19 protein-coding genes are annotated in these 19,902 nt (G+C 66.0%); 13 read left to right on the top strand and 6 right to left on the bottom strand.

Features of this window, described 5'->3' with window-relative positions; genetic code table 11:
* Positions 1 to 59: 59 nt before the first annotated feature.
* From MUK71_RS11105 to murA, 5 genes are all read left to right on the top strand, one after another.
* Positions 60 to 953: a F0F1 ATP synthase subunit gamma gene (locus MUK71_RS11105; protein ID WP_227903346.1), complete on the top strand. Its 894-nt coding sequence runs from the start codon at positions 60 to 62 to the stop codon at positions 951 to 953.
* Positions 954 to 1,029: 76 nt separating this feature from the next.
* A complete protein-coding gene (atpD, locus tag MUK71_RS11100; protein WP_227903345.1) occupies positions 1,030 to 2,493 on the top strand; it encodes a F0F1 ATP synthase subunit beta in 1,464 nt (487 codons plus the stop codon).
* A gap of 5 nt (positions 2,494 to 2,498) precedes the next feature.
* On the top strand, positions 2,499 to 2,792 hold the full coding sequence (locus tag MUK71_RS11095) for a F0F1 ATP synthase subunit epsilon (RefSeq protein ID WP_227903344.1): 294 nt from the start codon (positions 2,499 to 2,501) through the stop codon (positions 2,790 to 2,792).
* Positions 2,793 to 2,801: 9 nt separating this feature from the next.
* Entirely contained in the window at positions 2,802 to 3,230 is a 429-nt protein-coding gene (locus MUK71_RS11090; protein WP_227903342.1) for a DUF2550 domain-containing protein, read from the top strand.
* Positions 3,231 to 3,368: 138 nt separating this feature from the next.
* Positions 3,369 to 4,634 carry a UDP-N-acetylglucosamine 1-carboxyvinyltransferase gene (gene murA / locus MUK71_RS11085; protein WP_227929495.1) on the top strand — a complete coding sequence of 422 codons (1,266 nt, stop codon included), beginning with the start codon at positions 3,369 to 3,371 and terminating at the stop codon, positions 4,632 to 4,634.
* Between the two features lie 80 nt (positions 4,635 to 4,714).
* On the opposite strand, the gene MUK71_RS11080 is transcribed toward murA, so the two are convergent.
* The 3 genes from MUK71_RS11080 to nucS all read right to left on the bottom strand — a co-directional run bounded on the left by MUK71_RS11080 (position 4,715) and on the right by nucS (position 7,100).
* Complete coding sequence (locus tag MUK71_RS11080; protein WP_146361532.1) at positions 4,715 to 4,918, bottom strand: cold-shock protein; 204 nt, start codon at positions 4,916 to 4,918, stop codon at positions 4,715 to 4,717.
* Positions 4,919 to 5,136: 218 nt separating this feature from the next.
* Positions 5,137 to 6,369 carry an N-acetylglucosamine-6-phosphate deacetylase gene (locus tag MUK71_RS11075; protein ID WP_227929496.1) on the bottom strand — a complete coding sequence of 411 codons (1,233 nt, stop codon included), beginning with the start codon at positions 6,367 to 6,369 and terminating at the stop codon, positions 5,137 to 5,139.
* Between the two features lie 35 nt (positions 6,370 to 6,404).
* Entirely contained in the window at positions 6,405 to 7,100 is a 696-nt protein-coding gene (gene nucS, locus MUK71_RS11070) for an endonuclease NucS (RefSeq protein WP_227929497.1), read from the bottom strand.
* A 40-nt stretch (positions 7,101 to 7,140) separates the two neighbouring features.
* Between nucS and MUK71_RS11065 the strand changes: the two genes are divergently transcribed.
* Positions 7,141 to 7,485, top strand: a complete 345-nt coding sequence (locus MUK71_RS11065) for an Rv1322 family protein (protein ID WP_227903333.1) — start codon at positions 7,141 to 7,143, stop codon at positions 7,483 to 7,485.
* 85 nt (positions 7,486 to 7,570) lie between these two features.
* On the opposite strand, the gene MUK71_RS11060 is transcribed toward MUK71_RS11065, so the two are convergent.
* Positions 7,571 to 8,920 carry an AI-2E family transporter gene (locus MUK71_RS11060; protein ID WP_227929498.1) on the bottom strand — a complete coding sequence of 450 codons (1,350 nt, stop codon included), beginning with the start codon at positions 8,918 to 8,920 and terminating at the stop codon, positions 7,571 to 7,573.
* Positions 8,921 to 9,200: 280 nt separating this feature from the next.
* Here MUK71_RS11060 and MUK71_RS11055 point away from each other — a divergent pair, with 280 nt between their 5' ends.
* The 7 genes from MUK71_RS11055 (at position 9,201) to MUK71_RS11025 (ending at position 17,839) form a co-directional block, all read left to right on the top strand.
* Complete coding sequence (locus MUK71_RS11055; RefSeq protein WP_227929499.1) at positions 9,201 to 10,901, top strand: DUF8094 domain-containing protein; 1,701 nt, start codon at positions 9,201 to 9,203, stop codon at positions 10,899 to 10,901.
* Between the two features lie 63 nt (positions 10,902 to 10,964).
* Complete coding sequence (locus MUK71_RS11050) at positions 10,965 to 11,939, top strand: tetratricopeptide repeat protein (protein ID WP_227929500.1); 975 nt, start codon at positions 10,965 to 10,967, stop codon at positions 11,937 to 11,939.
* Positions 11,940 to 11,954: 15 nt separating this feature from the next.
* A complete protein-coding gene (locus tag MUK71_RS11045) occupies positions 11,955 to 13,076 on the top strand; it encodes an NADH:flavin oxidoreductase/NADH oxidase (protein ID WP_227929501.1) in 1,122 nt (373 codons plus the stop codon).
* 104 nt (positions 13,077 to 13,180) lie between these two features.
* Positions 13,181 to 13,972, top strand: coding sequence for an ABC transporter ATP-binding protein (locus MUK71_RS11040; RefSeq protein ID WP_227903327.1), 792 nt, complete (start codon positions 13,181 to 13,183; stop codon positions 13,970 to 13,972).
* Entirely contained in the window at positions 13,954 to 15,537 is a 1,584-nt protein-coding gene (locus MUK71_RS11035) for a transporter (protein WP_227929502.1), read from the top strand. The genes MUK71_RS11040 and MUK71_RS11035 overlap by 19 nt, the downstream gene beginning before the upstream one ends.
* A gap of 24 nt (positions 15,538 to 15,561) precedes the next feature.
* Entirely contained in the window at positions 15,562 to 15,870 is a 309-nt protein-coding gene (locus MUK71_RS11030; RefSeq protein WP_423723748.1) for a DUF3039 domain-containing protein, read from the top strand.
* Between the two features lie 175 nt (positions 15,871 to 16,045).
* Positions 16,046 to 17,839, top strand: a complete 1,794-nt coding sequence (locus tag MUK71_RS11025) for a DEAD/DEAH box helicase (protein ID WP_227929503.1) — start codon at positions 16,046 to 16,048, stop codon at positions 17,837 to 17,839.
* Positions 17,840 to 17,943: 104 nt separating this feature from the next.
* Here the strand turns inward: MUK71_RS11025 and MUK71_RS11020 are convergent, their stop codons facing one another.
* Both MUK71_RS11020 and MUK71_RS11015 read right to left on the bottom strand, forming a co-directional pair.
* On the bottom strand, positions 17,944 to 18,561 hold the full coding sequence (locus MUK71_RS11020; protein WP_227929504.1) for an isochorismatase family protein: 618 nt from the start codon (positions 18,559 to 18,561) through the stop codon (positions 17,944 to 17,946).
* Positions 18,562 to 18,563: 2 nt separating this feature from the next.
* Positions 18,564 to 19,889 (bottom strand): nicotinate phosphoribosyltransferase, encoded by a 1,326-nt coding sequence (locus tag MUK71_RS11015; protein ID WP_227903323.1) that lies wholly within the window; start codon positions 19,887 to 19,889, stop codon positions 18,564 to 18,566.
* Positions 19,890 to 19,902 lie beyond the last annotated feature (13 nt).

Here is a 19,902-nt window from a genome sequence, read left to right as displayed (position 1 = left end):
GGAACACCTGGCCATTGCCTTAGCCCCTAGTTCGAACGCTAGGAACTGAAAGGAAAAGTATGGGAGCCCAAATTCGGGTCTACCGTCAGAAGATCGCGTCGACCACGTCGATGCAGAAGATCTTCAAGGCGATGGAGCTGATTGCTGCCTCTCGGATTGGAAAGGCGCGCACCCGTGTGGCTGCGTCACTGCCTTACTCCAATGCGATCACCCGTGCCGTTTCTGCTGTGGCATCCCAGTCGGAGATCGATCATCCGCTGACCACCGAACCGGAGCAGATCCGGCGCGCAGCCGTGGTCATCATGACCTCCGACCGCGGTCTTGCCGGATCATACTCCGCCGGTGTCCTCAAGCAGGGCGAAGCACTTAATGAATTGCTCCGTGAAGAGGGCAAGGAAGTTAAGACCTACCTTGTCGGACGCAAGGCGCAGGCGTACTACGAATTCCGCAACCGTTCCGTGGAACGGGTGTGGACCGGTGGTACCGATGCACCTGAGTTCGAAACAGCCCGAGAAATCGGCAAGGCACTCCTCGATGACTTCAATACGGCCTACGAAGACGGCGGCGTGGATGAAATCCACATTGTCTACACGCGCTTCAAGTCCATGGTTGTTCAGGAACCTGCGGTCATCCGACTGCTGCCGCTGGAGGTAGTGGAGGAAGAAGCCCAGTCAAGCTCTGAGTTCCTGCCCCTCTACGAATACGAGCCCGAGCCCGAAAAGGTCCTGGACGCACTGCTGCCGCGCTACATCGAGTCGCGCATCTTCGCAGCCATGCTCCAGGCAGCCGCTTCCGAGCTTGCCGCCCGCCAGCGTGCCATGAAGGCCGCAGGGGATAACGCCACGGACCTGATCAAGAAGTACACGCGACTTCGCAACAACGCCCGTCAGGCTGAAATCACCCAGGAGCTTTCCGAGATTGTCGCCGGTGCGGACGCGCTAAGCGCCTCCTAGCCGCCTGCAATCGAGCAAGCTCCAACGCAAAACAAAACTTAGTCCACACGCCATCTAACTGAGTGAAGTGAGAGAGATGACTGCCCAAACTGCCGAGCACGGAGCAACCTCCGTAGCACCGGGCGCCACAGGCCGTATCGCCCGTGTCATTGGCCCGGTTGTCGACGTCGAATTCCCGGCTGACGCAATCCCCACCATCTACAACGCACTGACCACCGAGCTGACGCTCGACGGCCAGACCCGCACCATCACCTTCGAGACCTCCCAGCACCTGGGTGACAACCTCGTCCGTGCCATTTCCCTGCAGGCCACCGACGGCCTCGTCCGCGGCGCAGCCGTGGTGGACACCGGTGCTCCCATCTCCGTGCCCGTGGGCGACGGAGTCAAGGGCCACATCTTCAACGTGCTGGGCGAGCCCCTGGACGTTGCCGAGGACCAGCTGGAAATCTCCGAGCGCTGGCCGATCCACCGTTCCGCTCCGAACTTCGCGGACCTTGAGGGTTCCACCGAGATGCTCGAAACGGGCATCAAGGTGATCGACCTCCTGACCCCGTACATCAAGGGCGGCAAGATCGGCCTGTTCGGCGGCGCCGGCGTCGGCAAGACCGTGCTGATCCAGGAAATGATCACCCGTGTTGCCCGCAACTTCGGTGGTACCTCCGTATTCGCCGGTGTCGGCGAGCGTACCCGTGAAGGCAACGACCTCTGGGTTGAAATGGAAGAGGCAGGCGTCCTGAAGGACACGGCCCTTGTATTCGGCCAGATGGATGAGCCGCCGGGAACGCGTCTTCGCGTGGCCCTGTCCGGCCTGACCATGGCGGAGTACTTCCGCGATGTGCAGAACCAGGACGTGCTGCTCTTCATCGACAACATCTTCCGCTTCACGCAGGCAGGTTCCGAGGTTTCCACCCTTCTCGGCCGTATGCCGTCCGCCGTGGGCTACCAGCCGAACCTGGCTGATGAGATGGGTCTGCTGCAGGAGCGCATCACCTCCACCAAGGGTCACTCGATCACGTCCATGCAGGCCATTTACGTGCCTGCCGATGACTACACCGACCCGGCTCCGGCAACCACGTTCGCCCACCTGGACGCGACCACGGAACTTTCCCGTGAAATCGCTTCCCGTGGCCTGTACCCGGCCGTGGATCCGCTGACCTCGACGTCGCGCATCCTCGACCCGCAGTACGTGGGCCAGGAGCACTATGACACGGCTATCCGCGTCAAGCAGATCCTGCAGAAGAACAAGGAACTCCAGGACATCATCGCCATCCTCGGCATCGACGAACTCGGTGAAGAGGACAAGATTGTTGTTTCGCGTGCACGCCGCATCCAGCAGTTCCTCTCGCAGAACACCTACACCGCCAAGCAGTTCACCGGTGTTGAAGGCTCCACGGTTTCCATCAAGGACACCGTTGAAGGCTTCAAGGCCATCTGCGACGGCGACGTTGACCACATTGCCGAGCAGGCCTTCTTTAACGTTGGCGGCATGGACGATGTTGAGCGTCAGTGGGCGAAGATCCAAGAGCAGACCGGGAAGTGAGCCCCATGGCGGACACTGCTGAACTCGAAGTTGAGATTGTTGCAGCAGACCACTTCGTGTGGTCCGGTGCGGCAAAGATGGTCAAGGCCCGCACCAGCGACGGCGAGATCGGGATCCTTCCCGGCCACTCACCGGTGCTGGCCATCCTGGCAGAGGGCACCATGGCCATCGAGCCTGTGTCCGGCTCGCGCATTGAGGTAAGCGTTGACGGAGGATTCTTCTCCGTGGACAACAACCGCGTGGTCATTGTGGCCGACAATGCCAAGGTGACCAACGAAGCAACCGCCGGGATCCGCTGACCCCCACCGATGGACAGCTCCTACGTGTTCATTGCTGTGGCAGCCCTGTTCGGGCTGCTGGTCCTGGCAGTAGTGCTTTTCTGGGTGCGCCGCAGCACGTTGCGGCGCACCCTGGGGACCTTTGACGCCTCCATCTGCTTCCCGCCTGCCGGGTGGCGGATGGGGGTTTGCCGTTATACGGACACCCATCTGGAGTGGCTGCGCCTTGTATCGCTGAGTCCCCGTCCGCCGTACCGTTTCCTGCGAAGTTCGCTGGAAATCAACGGCTGGCGGGAACCCACCGAAGCGGAGCGTGCCCGCATCCAGCCCGGTGCCGTGGTGGTGAAGCTGTCCTGCGAGGACAGCGAGGTCCTGGTGGCCATGAAGTACGAAACCTACACCGGCCTCTCCTCCTGGCTCGAAGCCGGTCCGGTCATCGGCATCGGCACCTGGCGGTAGATCCGGCAGGGCGTGAAAAAGGCACAGGGAAAATTCCCTGTGCCTTTTTTGCTGCCCGGAAACACCCTCCGCCGGAAACACCCTCCGCCGCCCGCCGCCGAACGAAGCGGTGCGCCGGCGTCCGCCTAGGATGGAGTAATGGAAGACGTCATTGTTGTTACCGGCCCCAGCACCCTCCGCGGAGCAGTTACCGTTCCGGGTGCCAAGAACAGCGTCCTGAAGCTGATGGCTGCCACGCTGCTGGCCGAGGGCCGATCCGTCATCACCAATGTGCCCAACATCCAGGATGTGTGGATCATGGCCGAGCTGTTGCGCCGGCTTGGCTGCACGGTGGATTACGACGTCGACGCCGCATCTGTCGCTGTGGACGTTCCGGCGCTCCCGGGGCACCAGGCGGACTATGACCTTGTGCGGGCCATGCGTGCCTCCATCTCGGTCCTGGGCCCGCTGGTTGCCCGCTGCCGCCGCGCCGAGGTGGCGTTGCCCGGCGGGGACGCCATCGGGTCACGCGGCCTGGACATGCACCGGGCGGGGCTTGAACTGATGGGTGCGACCATCGGTATCGACCACGGCTACCTGATGGCCTCAGTCCCGGAAGGGCTGCACGGTGCCGCCCATATCCTGGACTTCCCGTCCGTGGGTGCGACCGAGAACCTGATGATGGCCGCAACGCTGGCGCGGGGGAGGACCATCATCGACAACGCCGCCCGCGAACCGGAAATCACTGACATAGCGCTGATGCTGACGGGCATGGGCGCCAAGATCAGCGGCGTGGGAACCAACACTCTGGTCATTGACGGCGTGCAGGAGCTGCATCCGGTGGAGCACCGTGTGGTGCCGGATCGGATAGTCGCGGGTACGTGGGCCTTCGCTGCGGCCATTACCGGCGGCGAAATTGAAGTCCGCCAGGCGGACGCGTCAGCTCTCGCCGTAGTACTGGACAAGCTGGTCCAGGCCGGCTGCGAGGTTGAAACCGGGCAGGACGGATTCACCGTCAAGGGGCCCGAGCGCCCGGAGCCGATCAACGTTTCGACGCTGCCTTATCCGGGGTTCCCCACTGACCTGCAGCCGTTTGTGGTCACATTGAACGCCGTTTCCACCGGATCCGGCATGGTGACCGAGAATGTCTTCGAGGCACGCTGGGGGTTTACCTCGGAACTGGCACGATTGGGCGCCGTGGTGCGCCTGGACGGCCATCATGCATTGATTCAGGGTGTTCCGCTGCTTTCCGGGGCGCCGGTGGTAGCGAACGATATCCGTGCAGGGGCAGCGCTGGTAATCGCCGGACTTGCGGCGGACGGAACCAGCGAAGTGCGCGGTGTCGATCATATTGACCGCGGCTATGAAAGGTTTATGGAAAACCTTCGCGGCCTCGGCGCGAACGTGGTGCGCCGGAGGGGCTAGGCCCGCGGACACAGGAAAGCCTCCGGCATATGCCGGAGGCTTTCCTGGTTTCCCTTTCGGGATGTACTGCTGGCTAATCCTTAGAGGGCGGTGACGCCGGTGGCCTGGGGGCCCTTGGCGCCCTGGCCGATCTCGAAGGAAACGCGCTGGTTCTCGTCGAGCGTCTTGAATCCGTTGGTCTGGATCTCGGAGTAGTGAACGAAGACGTCGCCGTCGGAATCGTCCGGAGTGATGAAGCCGAAGCCCTTTTCGGCGTTAAACCATTTGACGGTACCCTGAGCCATTGTTTCTCCTCATAAATGGAACTTACCTGCACGCTCCGTGCGGCTTATGTTACTGAAGCAAGAAAGCCCAAGTTCTTGCCGTTCAGCAGTTCCTTGAGGAGCTTCTCGCTCGCAACGGTCTTGCGAGCATGAAAAAACACCTACACAAAGACTGGTAATAGAGTCGCATAAGCCATTTCGCTGGTCAATGCTGAAAACGAAATATTTGTAAGTTTTTCCTACGTGTTTTCCGGGGCCCGCAGCCAGTTCCCGCTCCGCAGCACACCGAGCAGCTCCAGGTCCGCTGAAACCAGCAGGGCATCGGCCCGCAGCCCACGCCTCAGCGTGCCGACTTCGTCCGCAAGCCGGAGCACCTCCGCCGGCACGGCGGTGGCTGCCAGCACGGCATCGGCCAGCGGGACGCCGGCCGCCACCGCGGTTCGGACGCACTGCAGCAGGGTGGCCGTCCCGCCGGCCAGCCCGCCGTCGGTTGCCAGCCTCGCGGTACCGCCGCTGACAACGACGTCGGCGGGCCCAAGGCGGTATCTGCCGTTCCCCAGCCCGGTGGCGGCCATGGAATCGCTCACCAGCGCCACGTTCTGGGCACCGGCCAGCTCAAAGACCGTGCGGATCATCGCCGGGTCCAGATGCACGCCGTCGGCAATGAGCTCCACCACCGCATCACCGCGCTGCGCCGCCCGCAGGCAGGCCGCCACGGGGCCGGGGGAGCGGTGGTGCATGGGGGCCATCCCGTTGAACAGGTGCGTCACGGTAGGGCGCGGAGCGTAGCCGTCGAAGCCCGCTTCCTCCATCTCCTCCCGGGCAGACTCCAGCGACTCGGCAGCGGTGGCGTCCGAGGCATCGGAATGGCCCAATGAGGGTGTCACGCCCCGGGTAATCAGCCGGTCCACCAGCTCATCGGCACCGGCAAGTTCCGGGGCGTAGGTCATGGTGACCAGTTCATCGTCCGAAGCCAGGAGGAATTCATCCACGAAGTCGGGGTCCGGAGGAAGCAGGGAGGCCGGGTCCTGTGCACCGCAGCGGACGGGGGAGAGGAAGGGGCCCTCGGCATGGATGCCGGCAATCAGCCCTTCCCGGGCGAGGGCGCCCAGCCGGCCGGCGGCCGCCAGCAGCACATCCCGGGGCGCGGAAACGGTACTGGCCAGCAGTGTGGTGGTTCCCGCGGCGTGGAGGAAACCGGCGGCCCGGCGCATCCCCTCGGCATCCGCCGTGGTGAAGTCGCTGCCCACCGCCCCGTGGCAGTGCAGGTCCACCAGCCCGGGAATGATGAGGCTGGCGTCGGGGGCGGCGACCGGATCCGGCCAGCCCCCGCCGTCGAAGCCGTCAGCCGGTCCGGCATAGACAATGCGGTCGCCCTCAAAAGCCAGCACACCGTCGCTGACCAGTTCATCCGGGGCGAGCAGGGCGCCGCGGATCCAGCCGCGGTTCTGGTCAGGGGCTGTGGACGTCATGCACCGATTCTAGGCATGCCGGCCGTGCGGGAGAGTCAGAACAGCCGGGAATCCCGGTCATCCACTCCGCGCATGGCGTCATAATCCAGGGTCAGGCAGGTGATTCCGCGGTCTTCGGCCAGGACCCGTGCCTGCGGCTTGATCTGCTGGGCGGCAAAGATCCCCTTGACCGGTGCCAGCAGCGGATCGCGGTTGAGCAGTTCCAGGTAACGGGTGAGCTGCTCCACGCCGTCAATGTCCCCGCGGCGCTTGAGTTCCACGGCCACGGTGGCGCCGGAGGCATCGCGCGCCAGGATGTCCACCGGACCGATGGCGGTCATGTATTCGCGGCGGATCAGCGTATGCCCCTCGCCGAGCCGGTTGATCTGCTCGGCCAGGAGCCGCTGCAGGTCCGCTTCCACGCCGTCCTTGATCAGGCCGGGATCGACTCCCAGGTCATGGGAGACGTCGGAGAAGCGTTCGTGGATGCTGATGATCAGCCGGTCATCGGTTTTGGCACTCTGGACGTTCCACACTTCGGTGACGCCGGCCTCGGCGTCCGTCTCGTCCGGTGCCACGCTGCGCATGGTGGCAGGAGGGCTCATCCAGTTCAGCGGTTTGTAGGATCCGCCGTCGGAATGGACCAGGACGGAACCGTCGGCCTTGACCATCAGGAGCCGTACGGCCAGGGGCAGATGGGCACGGAGGCGGCCGACGTAGTCAACGGAGCATCGGGCTATTACTAAACGCACAGTTGCACTTTACCGGCTCAACTGCGGCAAAATGACTTCTATGCCCCGCTCCAACCGTCCCCGCCGTGTGCCATCGCCCGGCAGCCCCGCCGGGCGCAACGCCCGCCGCAAGTGGGCCTCCGCGCCGCCGGAAGTGGATCTGGAGCGAACCCGCGCCGGACTGCCGCGGCATGAAAGCGGTCCCGACGGCGAGTGGTCAGTGCGGCAGATCACGGCGCAGAACGCCGCCAAGGACTACCGGTGCCCCGGCTGCGGTGTGCTGATCCCGCCCGGCACCGCCCACCTGGTGGTCTGGCAGGAAGACTCGCTGCTGGGCAGGCAGGCGGCCGTGGAAGGCCGGCGCCACTGGCACAGCCACTGCTGGCGGACCCGCCGGCGCTACTAGGCCAATAGGCCAATAGGCCAAGGTCCCGGCGGACCGGACAGGCGGATCGGCCTGGCAGTCCGGACAGCGCGTTACCGAAGGGGCGCTAGTGCCGGTCCTGCCGGGCGATAAAGACTTCCTTGAGCAGCAGCAGTGTGGCCGCCGCCGTCGGGATGGCGATGAGTGCGCCCAGGACCCCGAGCAGGGTGCCGCCGGCGATGACGGCGATGACTGCCACAGCGCCGGGCACTGCCACCGCACGCTGCATCACGCGCGGCGAAACGAAGTAGGCCTCAAACTGCAGGTACGCCATGTAAAGGATGGCGAACACCACCGCAGTCTGCCAGCCCACGGTCAGCGCAACGAGAGACACCAGCACCAGGGCGATGGGCGGCCCCACGAGGGGGATAAACGCCAGCAGGGCGACTACGAAGGCCAGGAGTACGGAGAACGGGACACCGGTAATGGTCATCACGATGAACGCGTACGTGGCGTCCAAAAGGGCCACGAAGCCCTGGCCGATCACGTAGTTGCCCACGCTGCCGGTGATCTCCTCGGAGAGCGCCTCCACCCGGCGGCGCCGGCTGCGCGGAGCCAGCCGGTAGGCCCATTTTTTCATCGACGGCAGGGAGGCCAGGAAATACAGGGTGAGCACCAGGATGATCAGCGCACCGAACAGGCCGTTGGCAATCACCGTGCCCACGCTCAGCACTCCGCCGAACACGCCACCCACCGCGTCGCTGTTGGAGAAGAACTTGGTGACCTCTTCGTCAATGCGGTCACGGATCTGGAACTGCCGGTCGATGTTGACGAAGAAGTCCGAGGCCAGGAAATTATCGATGTAGCCGGGCGTCTTGGAAACAATTTCCGAGGTCTGGCTGACGATGGTGGGAATCAGTGTGGCGAAGAAGGCTGTAACGACGCCGGCCAGGACCAGCACCGTAATGGCGATGCCTGCCGGACGGGGAATCCGCCGCGCAGCGAGCCAGCGGACCACCGGGTCCAGGCCGAGGGCAATGAACAGGGCGGCGCCGATCCACACCAGAAGTTCACCGACGTTGGTGATGACGAAGTACAGCAGCAGGGCAAGTCCCACGCCAACCGTGAGCATAAATCCGAAGTAAATAGGGTGCGCACGCATACTGCCGGCGTCCGAATCCGGTGCGGCCTGCGCTCCACCAATACCCAGCCGCTCATCGGGCAGACGGACCTCGGAGTCCACGGTGACCTCGGGGCCGGAAAGATCGTCGGGCGGGATTTCAAACCGCGGCCGCGGCCGGGCACCCGGGAAGCCCTGCTGCAGGCGGCCCGTCAGCGCGGAGATGAAACCGGGCAGCCGGCGCGGAGCCGGTGCCCCGGCGGCCGGAGCGTCCTTCGGGGACCGGTCTCCGGCGGCAGGCACCTGGTCCGGGCCGGGGAGCGGTGCGTGGACGGGGAGGTCCTCGTTTTCGCTCATGCGATGCCTCTTCCTCTGCCGTTTGCGGTGCCTGATACGTTGCGAAACCTTATCAGCAGCACCGGCCCCCGGGGGCGTTTTTGCACTGGCGGGCCCCGGAAGGACATCTCTGCCGGACCCCTCGAATGGGCCGTGTCAAGGGATTTCGTTACCATTGGGTTATAAAGTGCCAGGACACCGATGAACCGCTGCGCTTCCGCCGACCACATCCGCAGGCTTTGTTCCTGCCTGCCGGACGGCGCCGACCCGGAGATGTCACTTCACCGAAGATAGGTAAATTGTGCGAAACAAATTTGCAGTTCCGCTGATAGTCCTCGGGGTGCTGCTGATGCTGATCGGCATCGGACAGCGCACCATCTGGGCACCCCCGGAGACCGAGTCGGTGTCCGCGGACACGTCGGGCAGCGAGGGGCCGGGCGCCGTCGTCACCGTCCTGGAATCGGAATTGCTGGACGAGTATCCGGACGGCGTGGATATCACGGTCCGTTCCGATGCACCGTTCACGCTGGCCGTAGGACGTGCCAATGACGTGCAGGCATGGGTGGGGGATGCATCCGCCACCCGGCTGAGCCCCGGAGACGGCAGCCTTGGCCTGGTGGTTGGCACGGATGACACCGGCATTACCGCCCCGAACCCGGCAGGCTCTGACCTGTGGGTGGCAGAGGAAGCAGCTGAAGGGGAACTCTCCTATTCCTGGGAAGCGCCGGCTGAGGGTGAGTGGGAGATCCTGCTTGCCGCCGACGGCACCGCCCCGGCTCCCACCGACGTCACGCTGAGCTGGGAAAATGATGCAACCCGCCCGTTTGCCGTCCCCCTGATCATTCTCGGCGCACTGCTCGCCGTCCTGGGCCTGGCACTGGGCTTCCTGCGAAGCGGGGGCGACGGCCCGCGCAGCGGACGCCGCAGCACCGGACCGGACACCGGTGCCGCCCCCGTGCGAAGCACCGAAACCGTTTCCGGCAGCACCGCGCCCTTCACCGCCGCGTCCCGTGGCCGGCGTCGTCCGGTCCTGGCGGCTGCTGCTGCCGCGGCCCTGGTTCTGGTGGCCGCACCCGCACCGGCACTCGCCGGAGAGGAATCCGCTGAGGCCGGCAACCCCGTCATCCTGGATTCGCAGCTGGACCGGATCCTCGCCTCCGTTGCTGACACCGTGGCGGCCGGCGACACGGCCAAGGACGCCTCGGCGCTGGATGAGCGGGTCACGGGTGCAGCCCTGGACATGCGCAAGGCCAACTACGCAGCTGCAGCAAAGATCCCCGACCACAAGGCGCCCGTGCCCGTGGCCGCCGAGGACCTGCTGACCCAGTCCGTGAGCTCAACCTTCTCCTGGCCCCGCACCGTAGTGGCGGTGACCCAGGGCGAAGGCAACGAGGTGCCCCAGGCCCTGCTGCTGGTCCAGGCATCCGCCAGGGACAACTACAAGCTCGCTTCCGCAGTCGAGATGCTGCCGGCCAGCACCTTCCCCCAGCCTCCCGCCGCCGAGACCGGAACGGACCAGATCCCGGCCGATTCGGACAACGGCCTGGCCATGGCGCCCCAGGCAGCCGTGACCGCCCTGGCAGACTCGCTCTCCAACCCGCAGGGCGGCAACAAGGACACCTTCGAGTCCAACCGCTTCAGCGATGACGTGGTGAAATTCGAGGACGGGGTGAAGAACGATCCCAAGAACGAGTTCGCCAACATCACGTTCAGCCACACCCCGGATCCGAAGGCCACGCATGCACTGCGGACCGAGGACGGCGGCGCGCTGGTGTTCGGTTACCTCTCCAACACCTTCTCCAGCACCCCCAAGGACGCAGGGGATTCCGTGAACCTGGCCGGGACGATCTATGAGGCACTGACCGGGGCACCGGACACGGATGCCGGTATCGATGTGACGCACGGTGAGGCAGTAATGATCTATGTCCCGGCCTCCGGCGGCACCGGCAAGGCGCTGGTGGTGGGTGCTTCGCAGCAGCTGCTTTCGGCAACCCTGAAGTAGCCGGGGACCCCGGAACGGGGACAGGCTTGCCGGTGACCGGGCGCAAGGTAATAAGGTGAAGAAATGAGCACACCGAACCACCGCCCGTCACCGGCGGCCCCGTCCTCCATGAACCTCCGCGGGGCCGTTGACCTCTCCGCGCTGAAGGCCCGTTCCGCAGCCCCGCCCGCCGCCGCGCCGGCCGCCCCGGCTGCCCCGTCGGGAGGAAACGCCCCGGCCGCGCCGTCGCCGTTCGTGGTGGAGGTTTCGGAGCAGACCTTCCCGCAGATCGTTCAGCTTTCGGCAGAGGTGCCGGTGGTTATTGACCTGTATTCGCGGACAAACGCCGAATCGCAGAACGTGTCCGCCGTGCTGGCGGGCATTGCCGCCGAAGAGAACGGCCGGATGCTCCTGGCCCGGGTGGACGTGGATGCATATCCGCAGATTGCCCAGGCTTTCCAGGCCATTGCCGTGCCCACCGTTGCAGCCGTGCTGAAGGGCCAGCCGGTGCCGATGTTTGACCGCGCACTGCCCGAGGAACAGATCCGTGCCGTGGTGGCCGAGCTGCTGCAGGTGGCCGCCGCCAACGGGGTGAACGGATCCCTGGACGGCGCTGCGCCGGAGGATCCGGCTGCCGAAGCACCCCTGCCGCCGCTGCATCAGGAAGCTTTCGACGCCATTAACGCCGAGGACTATGACGGCGCCGCGGCAGCGTACCGCAAGGCACTGGCCGAACAGCCCGCAGACGCCGAGGCGAAGGCAGGGCTGGCCCAGGTGGAACTGATGATCCGGCTCCGCGGCGCGGACGCCGAGGCGGTGCGCCGGGCCGGTGCCGACGAGTCCGACAACGTGGCGGCGCAGCTGGCCGTGGCCGACCTTGATATTGCCGGGGGCCACGTCGATGATGCCTTCCGGCGCATCATTTCGCTGATCGGGCGGGTCCACGGTGAGGAGCGGGAAACCGCCCGGCTGCGGTTGCTGGATCTGTTCGAAATTGTGGGTGTCAGCGATCCCCGGGTGACCAAGGCCCGCTCGGCGCTGGCCCGGGCCCTCTTCTAGGCGGCGGGCACCCCCATGGAAACAGCGTCACTGTTTGACCCCATGTCCCTGCGCGGCCTGGACCTGGCCCACCGCGGCTGGGTCGCCGCCATGTGCCAGTATTCAGCTGACCCGGTGCTGCCGGAAGTACCCGGCAACGCCCCCGGTGTGCCCAACGACTGGCATCTGATGCACCTTGGCTCCTTCGCCGCCGGCGGCGCGGCCCTGATCATCACCGAGGCAGCAGCGGTCGGCCCCGAAGGCCGGATCAGTCCCCAGGACGCCGGGATCTGGACCGGCGAGCAGGCCGCCGGCTGGCAGCGGATCACGGACTTTGTGCACCGGCACGGCGCCGTGGACGCGCGGATCGGCATCCAGTTGGCACACGCCGGCCGCAAGGCCTCCACCTATGCCCCCTTCGCAGCCGGGCACGGCAGCGTTCCGGCCGACGACGGCGGCTGGCAGACCGTGGGCCCCACCGCCGATGCGTTCGGCAGCTACGCCGCACCCCTGCAGCTGGATGAGGACGGCATCCGCGGCGTCATCAGCGACTTCGCCGCAGCCGCCGTGCGCGCGGTGGATGCCGGGTTCGACACCATCGAGATCCACGGGGCGCACGGCTACCTGCTGCACCAGTTCCTCAGCCCGCTGGTCAACACCAGGACCGATGCCTGGGGCGGCGACGAAGCAGGCCGGAACCGGCTGACCCTGGAAGTCATCGACGCCGTGCGGGCGGTCATTCCGGAATCCATGCCGCTGCTGCTCCGGATTTCCGCTACTGACTGGCTGCCCGGGGGAGTGGACGCTGAATCCTCCGTTGTGCTGGCCCGCCAGGCCCGTGAGCACGGCGTGGACCTGGTGGATGTTTCCACGGGAGGTGCCGTACCGGGAGCAACCATCCCTGTCGCCCCCAACTACCAGGTGGAATTCGCCGCGGCCGTCCGGCACGGCGCGGGGATCCCCACCGCCGCCGTCGGGCTGATCGACTCCGGCACGCAGGCCGAGGAAATCCTGCAGGCAGGGTCCGCGGACGCCGCCCTGATCGCCCGGGCAGCCCTGCGCGATCCGCACTGGTGGCTGCGCGCGGCTGCCGAGCTGGACCAGAAGCTGCCCTGGGTGCCGCAGTATGAACGGGGCAGGCGCCCCGGCGGGTTCTAGCAACAAGGCGGTAGTCCGCAAGGGGGAGGGGCCGGCGCCCGCGGGCGCCGGATCTGGTCCCTGCTGCGGAGGTCAGCGAAAGCGGCGGCCGCTAGTCTGAACCTATGACAGATTCCGCGCCTGTAACAGATCCATCGGCGGCCGCGCCGGCCCTGGCTATACGGGGCCTGGCCAAGCGTTTTGGCCCGAAGACGGCCGTCAACGGCATCAGCCTGGATGTTCCTGCCGGGTCCTTCTACGGGCTGGTGGGGCCGAACGGTGCCGGTAAAACCACCCTGCTGTCCCTGGCCACCGGCCTGCTGCGGCCGGACCAGGGGCAGGTGTGGGTGCACGGAACCGATGTCTGGGCACAGCCTGTCGAAGCCAAACGGCTGATGGGCATTCTGCCGGACGGCGTGCGTCTTTTTGACCGGCTCACCGGTGAGCAGCTGGTCACCTACGCCGGCCTGCTGCGGGGAATGGACCGCGATACTGTTTCGTCCCGGACCAAGGACCTGCTTGCCGCCATGGACCTCAGCGCGGACGCCGGGAAACTCGTGGTGGACTACTCGGCAGGCATGACGAAAAAGATCGCCCTGGCCTCGGCCCTGATCCATGCCCCGCGCCTGCTTGTCCTCGACGAGCCGTTCGAGGCGGTGGACCCCGTCTCGGCCGCCAACATCCGCGACATCCTCGCCGGCTATGTTTCCTCGGGCGGCACGGTCATTGTTTCCAGCCATGTCATGGACCTGGTCCAGCGTATGTGTGACCACGTGGCGGTGGTGGCCGGCGGCAACCTGCTGGCAGCGGGGACCGTGGACGAGGTCCGCGGCGGGGGAAGCCTGGAAGACCGTTTCGTTTCGCTGGTAGGCGGACGGACCCACTCGGAAGGGCTGGAATGGTTGCGCACCTCCTAAGGCTGAAACTGGTTCTGCTGCGCAACTCGCTTCGGCGCAGCCCGTGGCAGCTGGTCGGCATTGTGCTTGGCGGCCTCTACGGGGTCGGCATCCTGGCCCTGCTGCTGGGTGCGCTGTTTGTGGCGGGCTCGAATCCTGCCCTTGCCCGGACCGGTGTCATCCTGGGCGGCGCGCTGGCCGTCCTCGGCTGGGCACTGATACCGGTGGTGTTCTCCGGCCTGGACCTGACCCTGGACCCCGCCCGGTTCACCACCTTCGCCATTCCGGTGCCCAAGCTGCTCACGGGGCTGGCTCTGGGCGGCCTGATCGGCATCCCCGGGGCAACCATGCTGCTGGCCGTACTGGTGCAGGCACTGAGCTGGTTCCGTTCGCCGCCCGCCCTGGCCGCCGCGCTGGTGCTGGCCGGCGTCGCTCTGTTCACCTGCCTGATAGCCGCCCGGGTCACCGTGGCGGCAGCGGTTTCCCTCACCGGATCCCGCCGGTTCCGCGACGTGACCGGACTGCTGCTGATTGTCCCTCTCATCCTGGTGGGCCCGCTGCTGTCCGCAGTGGGTGAAGGCATCAGCATGAACGGGGACTTCCTCGTCCGTTTGGCTGACGGACTCTCCTGGACACCGCTGGGCGCAGTCTGGGCCGTCCCGGGGGATATTGCCCTGGGCCATTTCGGTGCCGCAGCGGCCAAAACCGTCATCAGCGTCGTGTTTCTGGCGGTGCTGGTTCTCCTGTGGAAGGCGCTGCTGCTGCGGGCGCTGGTAAACCCGCCGCAGGTCTCAGCCGGCGGACGCAAGTCCGCAGGGGTCGGGTTCTTTGCCCGTTTCCCGGCCACTCCCACCGGCGCCGTAGCGGCCCGTGCCCTGACCTACTGGTTCCGCGATCCGCGGTACAGCGCCTCGCTGCTGATTATTCCGATCCTGCCGGTGCTGGTGGTGTTTATGGCCAACAATGCGGGGCCGGACGGAAGCGCCGGGCTGCTGGTCACTTTGGTGATGGGACCTCTGGTCGGGTTCCTGCTGGGGTATACCCTCCACGCCGATGTCTCCTACGACAACACCGCCTTCGCCCTGCACCTCGCCACCGGTGTCAGCGGCCGGGCGGACCGGGCGGGGCGCGTGCTGGCCTGCGCGGTATTCGCGGTTCCGGCCGTGCTGCTGGCCTCGCTCCTGCCGGCGTTCCTGAGCGGTTTGACGCAACTGGCTCCCACCGTCCTCGGCGTAAGCCTGGGCGCACTGCTGGTGGGTATGGGGGTTTCCAGTGCCGTGTCCGCCCGCTACACCTACAACGTTCCGGTCCCGGGCGAAAACGCGTTCAAGACGCCGCCCGGATCGGCCGGACGGACCTTCCTTGTGCAAGGCATTTTCGCCATGGCGCTGCTGGTACTGCTCGTGCCGGTGCTGGTCCCTGCAGTGATCGCCGTGGTGACGGAGAACATGGCCTGGGGCTTTGTCACCCTGGCAGCGGGCACCGTGCTGGGCTCTGCGGTGCTGGTGGCCGGTATCCGGCTGGGCGGACGCTGGATGGACGCCCGCGGTCCGGAACTGCTGCAGCAGGTCTCCGTCAACAAGTAGATGGCGGGTACTAAGATGGAAGCCATGAGCCTGCCCCCAGATCCTTTCGAATCCGATCCCCGCCGCCTGGATGACAACGGGACGTCCACGGCCACCATCGAGCGCGAAGAACTGCGCGAAGAGATTGAACCCGGCGACAGCGAACGCTTTGCGCATTACGTGCGCAAGGAAAAAATCATGGAGTCCGCACTGTCGGGGGAACCTGTCATTGCCCTGTGCGGCAAGGTCTGGACGCCCGGACGCGATCCGCAGAAGTTCCCGGTCTGCCCCACGTGCAAGGAAATCTACGAGGGCCTGCGCCCCGGTGGAGACAAGCCCAAGGACAAGAAGTAGTCCGTCCGCCCGGACGTGTTCACCGTTTTCAAGCCCCTGCGAGGGCAGTTAGTCCTGATGCCTGCATGACCTCTGTGTTAACCCCTGCGCGCCTTTGCATGCGCCAACAGCTGTCCCCGTCCGGCACCCGCACGGCAACAACCAATCGAGTACCTGGAAAGGTTGCGTTCCCAGCGTGAGTTCCGAAACGCTTTTCGGCGCCGGTGCGTCCCTGCCTCCCGCCTATCCTGAACGCGCCGCCTGGGGCACCGCCCCGAAGCTGCGCCAATGGCAGGCAGAAGCGCTGGAGAAGTACTTTGCCTCCAACAACAGCGACTTCCTCGCTGTCGCCACCCCCGGTGCCGGCAAAACCACCTTCGCGCTGCGGGTTGCCAATGAACTCGTGGAGCGCGGGATCGTCAACCGCATCACCGTCGTCGCCCCCACCGACCACCTCAAGCGGCAGTGGGCCGACGCCGCAGCGAAGGTGGGACTGGCGATCGACCCCAATTTCAAGAACGCCGACGGCCGGCACGGCCACGGCTTTATCGGCGTGGCCGTCACTTACGCCCAGGTGGCCTCCAAGCCCATGCTGCACCGCGCCAAAACGGAGGCGGCCCGCACACTGGTCATTCTGGACGAGATCCACCACGGCGGGGACGCGCTGTCCTGGGGTGACGGCATCCGGGAGGCCTTTGAACCGGCGGTCAAGCGGCTTTCCCTGACGGGTACGCCGTTCCGCTCAGATACCGCGGCCATTCCCTTTGTGGAGTACGTCGAGGACCGGGACGGGATCCGCCGGTCCAAGGCCGACTACACCTACGGCTACGGCCAGGCGCTCAAGGACCATGTGGTCCGCCCGGTCATGTTTATGGCCTATTCCGGACAGATGCGCTGGCGCACCAGTGCGGGCGACGAAATGGCTGCCTCGCTGGGCGAAGCGGCCGTCACCAAGGACATCACGGCGCAGGCCTGGCGCACCGCACTGAACCCTACCGGCGAGTGGATCCCGGCCGTTCTGGCGGCCGCGGATAAGCGTCTTACGGAGGTCCGCCGGTCCGTCCCCGATGCCGGCGGCCTGGTGATTGCCACCGACCACGACGACGCAAGGGCCTACGCGGGCTGGCTGAAGAAAATCATGGGGGAATCCCCAACGGTTATCCTCTCCGACGATGCGAAGGCCTCGGAGAAGATTGAGGAGTTCTCCGCCGGCACCCAGCGCTGGATGGTGGCAGTGCGGATGGTGTCCGAAGGCGTGGATGTGCCCCGCCTGGCGGTCGGTGTGTATGCCACCTCCACCGCCACGCCGCTGTTCTTCGCCCAGGCCGTGGGCCGGTTTGTCCGTGCCCGCAAGCGCGGCGAGACGGCGTCCGTGTTCCTGCCCTCGGTGCCGAACCTGATGGCGCTGGCCAACCAGATGGAAGTCGAACGCGACCACGCCCTGGACCGGCCGGAGAACCATCTGGAAGAGGAAGGCTTCGGGCTCGAGGACAGCCTCATGGAGGCGGCCAATCGCGAGGACAAAGCCTCCGGTGAGCTGATGAAGCAGAAGTTCGAGGCGCTGGAATCCCAGGCCTCCTTTGACCGGGTCCTGTTTGACGGCGGCGAGTTCGGCACCGGCGGCGCGCTGGGCAGCGAGGAGGAGCAGGACTTCCTGGGTATTCCCGGGCTCCTGGATGCGGAGCAGATGAGCGTGCTGTTGCGCCAGCGCCAGCATGAGCAGCTCTCCCGCCGGGGCAAACGCGCCGGTGCCGAGGCCCAGGTGCCGGCGGAAGCTCCCGAGGTGGTGGACCACCGCCGGCTCACCGAGCTGCGCGGGGAACTGGCGAAGAACGTTTCCGCCTGGTCCGCCCGCTCCGGTATGCCCCACGGCGTGGTGCACAGTGAGCTGCGCCGGACATGCGGCGGACCGCCGGTGGCCCAGGCCAACGAGGAGCAGCTGAACAAGCGGCTGAAGAAGCTCCAGGACTGGTTCATCGGCCGGAAATAGTGTCAGGTGCTGAAAACGCCCGCCGCGGTGCGGCGGGCGTTTTCAGTGCAGTGGTGCTCCCGCAGTGGTGTTCCCGCGGTGGTGTTCCTGCGCCAAGGGGCCGGCTAGAGGTCGATGATCTCCACGCCGGCGTCTTCAACCTCGGCCCAGGCAGCCAGGGCGCCCTGCCGGGTGATGCCGCGGGTCAGCTCGGGGATCACGGCAGTGGTGTAACCGGCTGCCACGGCATCCAGTGCGGTGGCACGGACGCAGTAATCCGCGGCCAGGCCCACCACCACTACTTCATCCACGTCGTTTTCCCGCAGCCAGTCATCCAGGCTCAGGGTTTCCTCGTTTGACTCCGGCTCGGCTTCGGGATCTCCCGTGGGAACTTCTTCCTCCGGGGCCAGGACGCCCTCGAAGCCCGAGTAGGCGGCCTCGTACTGGCCTTTGCGGAACACCGCGTCCACCAGCTCGGTATCCAGATCCGGGTGGAGCTGGGCTCCCTGGGTTCCCGCGACGCAGTGGCGCGGCCAGGAGTCCACGAAGTCCGGTGTTTCGGAGAAGTGTGCTCCCGGATCAATGTGCCAGTCCTGTGTGGCAGCCACCAGATCGTAGCGTCCTGCGGAACTTTCGACGTAGTCGGTGATCTCACCGGCCACATCCGCCCCGCCGGGCACTGCCAGCGAACCGCCTTCACAGAAATCGTTTTGTACGTCGACAATAATCAGGGCGCGGGCCATGCTTACTCCTCGTATTCGGTGGGGATAGCCGGTTCGCCGCGCTGCAGGCGGTTTACCGAGGTCGGAAGTTCGGCCAGGGACAGTGCATGCCGCTCCGCTGCGCGGGTTACGGCTTCCGGCCCGGTCCAGCCGGGCAGGATCTGTCCGTCGGCCACGAACTGGTGCAGCAGGGGCCGGTCGTTGCCGTCGTCGGCCGGCGCGTGGCCGACTCCGATGACTTCAGCGGTAGCCTTGCCGCGTTCGTCGAGCCGCCGCAGCGCATACTTGCGTCCGCCGCGGGAAATCTTGTTCTTGGCCGCCTTGGCCACGGAAACAAACTCATGGTCCTCACCCTCACGGCTGACCAGTTTGTAGACCATGCCGGCGGTGGGTGCGCCGGACCCGGTCACCAGCGAGGTGCCGACGCCGTAGGCGTCCACCGGTGCCGAGGCCAGTGCGGCGATGGCGTACTCGTCCAGGTCCGAGGTCACCATGATGCGGGTGTTGGTGTTGCCCAGGTCATCAAGCAGGTCCCGCACCCAGCGTGCCTGGGCCACCAGGTCGCCGGAATCCAGCCGCACCCCGCCCAAGGCGGGCCCCGCCACTTCCACGGCGTTGCGCACGCCGCGTTCGACGTCGTACGTATCCACCAGCAGCGAGGTGTCCAGGCCCAGGGCACCGGTCTGTGCGGTGAAGGCTTCCTTCTCGGAGTCGTGGAGGAGGGTGAAGGAGTGCGCCGCGGTTCCCACGGTCTTCAGCCCGTACCGGAGCCCGGCTTCGAGGTTGGAGGTGCTGTGGAAGCCGGAAATCACTGCCGCACGGGCTGCCGCGACGGCTGCCTCCTCGTGCGTGCGGCGCGAACCCATCTCGATGCAGGGCCGGCCGTCCGCGGCGGAGGTCATCCTGGACGCGGCAGAGGCAATGGCACTGTCGTGGTTGAGCATGGACAGCACCATGGTCTCGAGAATGCAGGCCTCGGCGAAAGTGGACTCCACAATCAGGAGCGGGGAGTTGGGGAAGTAGGCTTCACCCTCGGCGTAGCCGTAGATGTTCCCGGAGAACCGGAAATCCGCCAGCCAGTCGAGGGTCCGCCGGTCCACAACGTTGTTGCGGGCCAGGAATTCCAGTTGCGGTGCCTCGAAGCGGAAGCTTTCCAGCGCCTCAAGGATGCGGCCGGTCCCGGCGGTGATGCCGTAGCGGCGGCCGTCCGGCAGGCGCCGGGCAAAGACTTCGAAGACGGACCGCCGGGAGGCGGTGCCCGAATGGAGGGCAGCCTGGAGCATCGTGAGCTCGTAGTGATCCGTATACAGGGCGGAGTTTGGGGTGTGCCAAGCGGCGGGACTGTTCACAGGCAAAACTCTA

Origin of the sequence: Arthrobacter zhangbolii, assembly GCF_022869865.1 — a bacterium.
In the GTDB taxonomy this organism is placed as follows: Bacteria; Actinomycetota; Actinomycetes; order Actinomycetales; family Micrococcaceae; genus Arthrobacter_B; species Arthrobacter_B zhangbolii.
The sequence above is the reverse complement of the archived record's forward strand: the minus strand, read 5'-3'. Positions and strand labels throughout refer to the sequence as shown.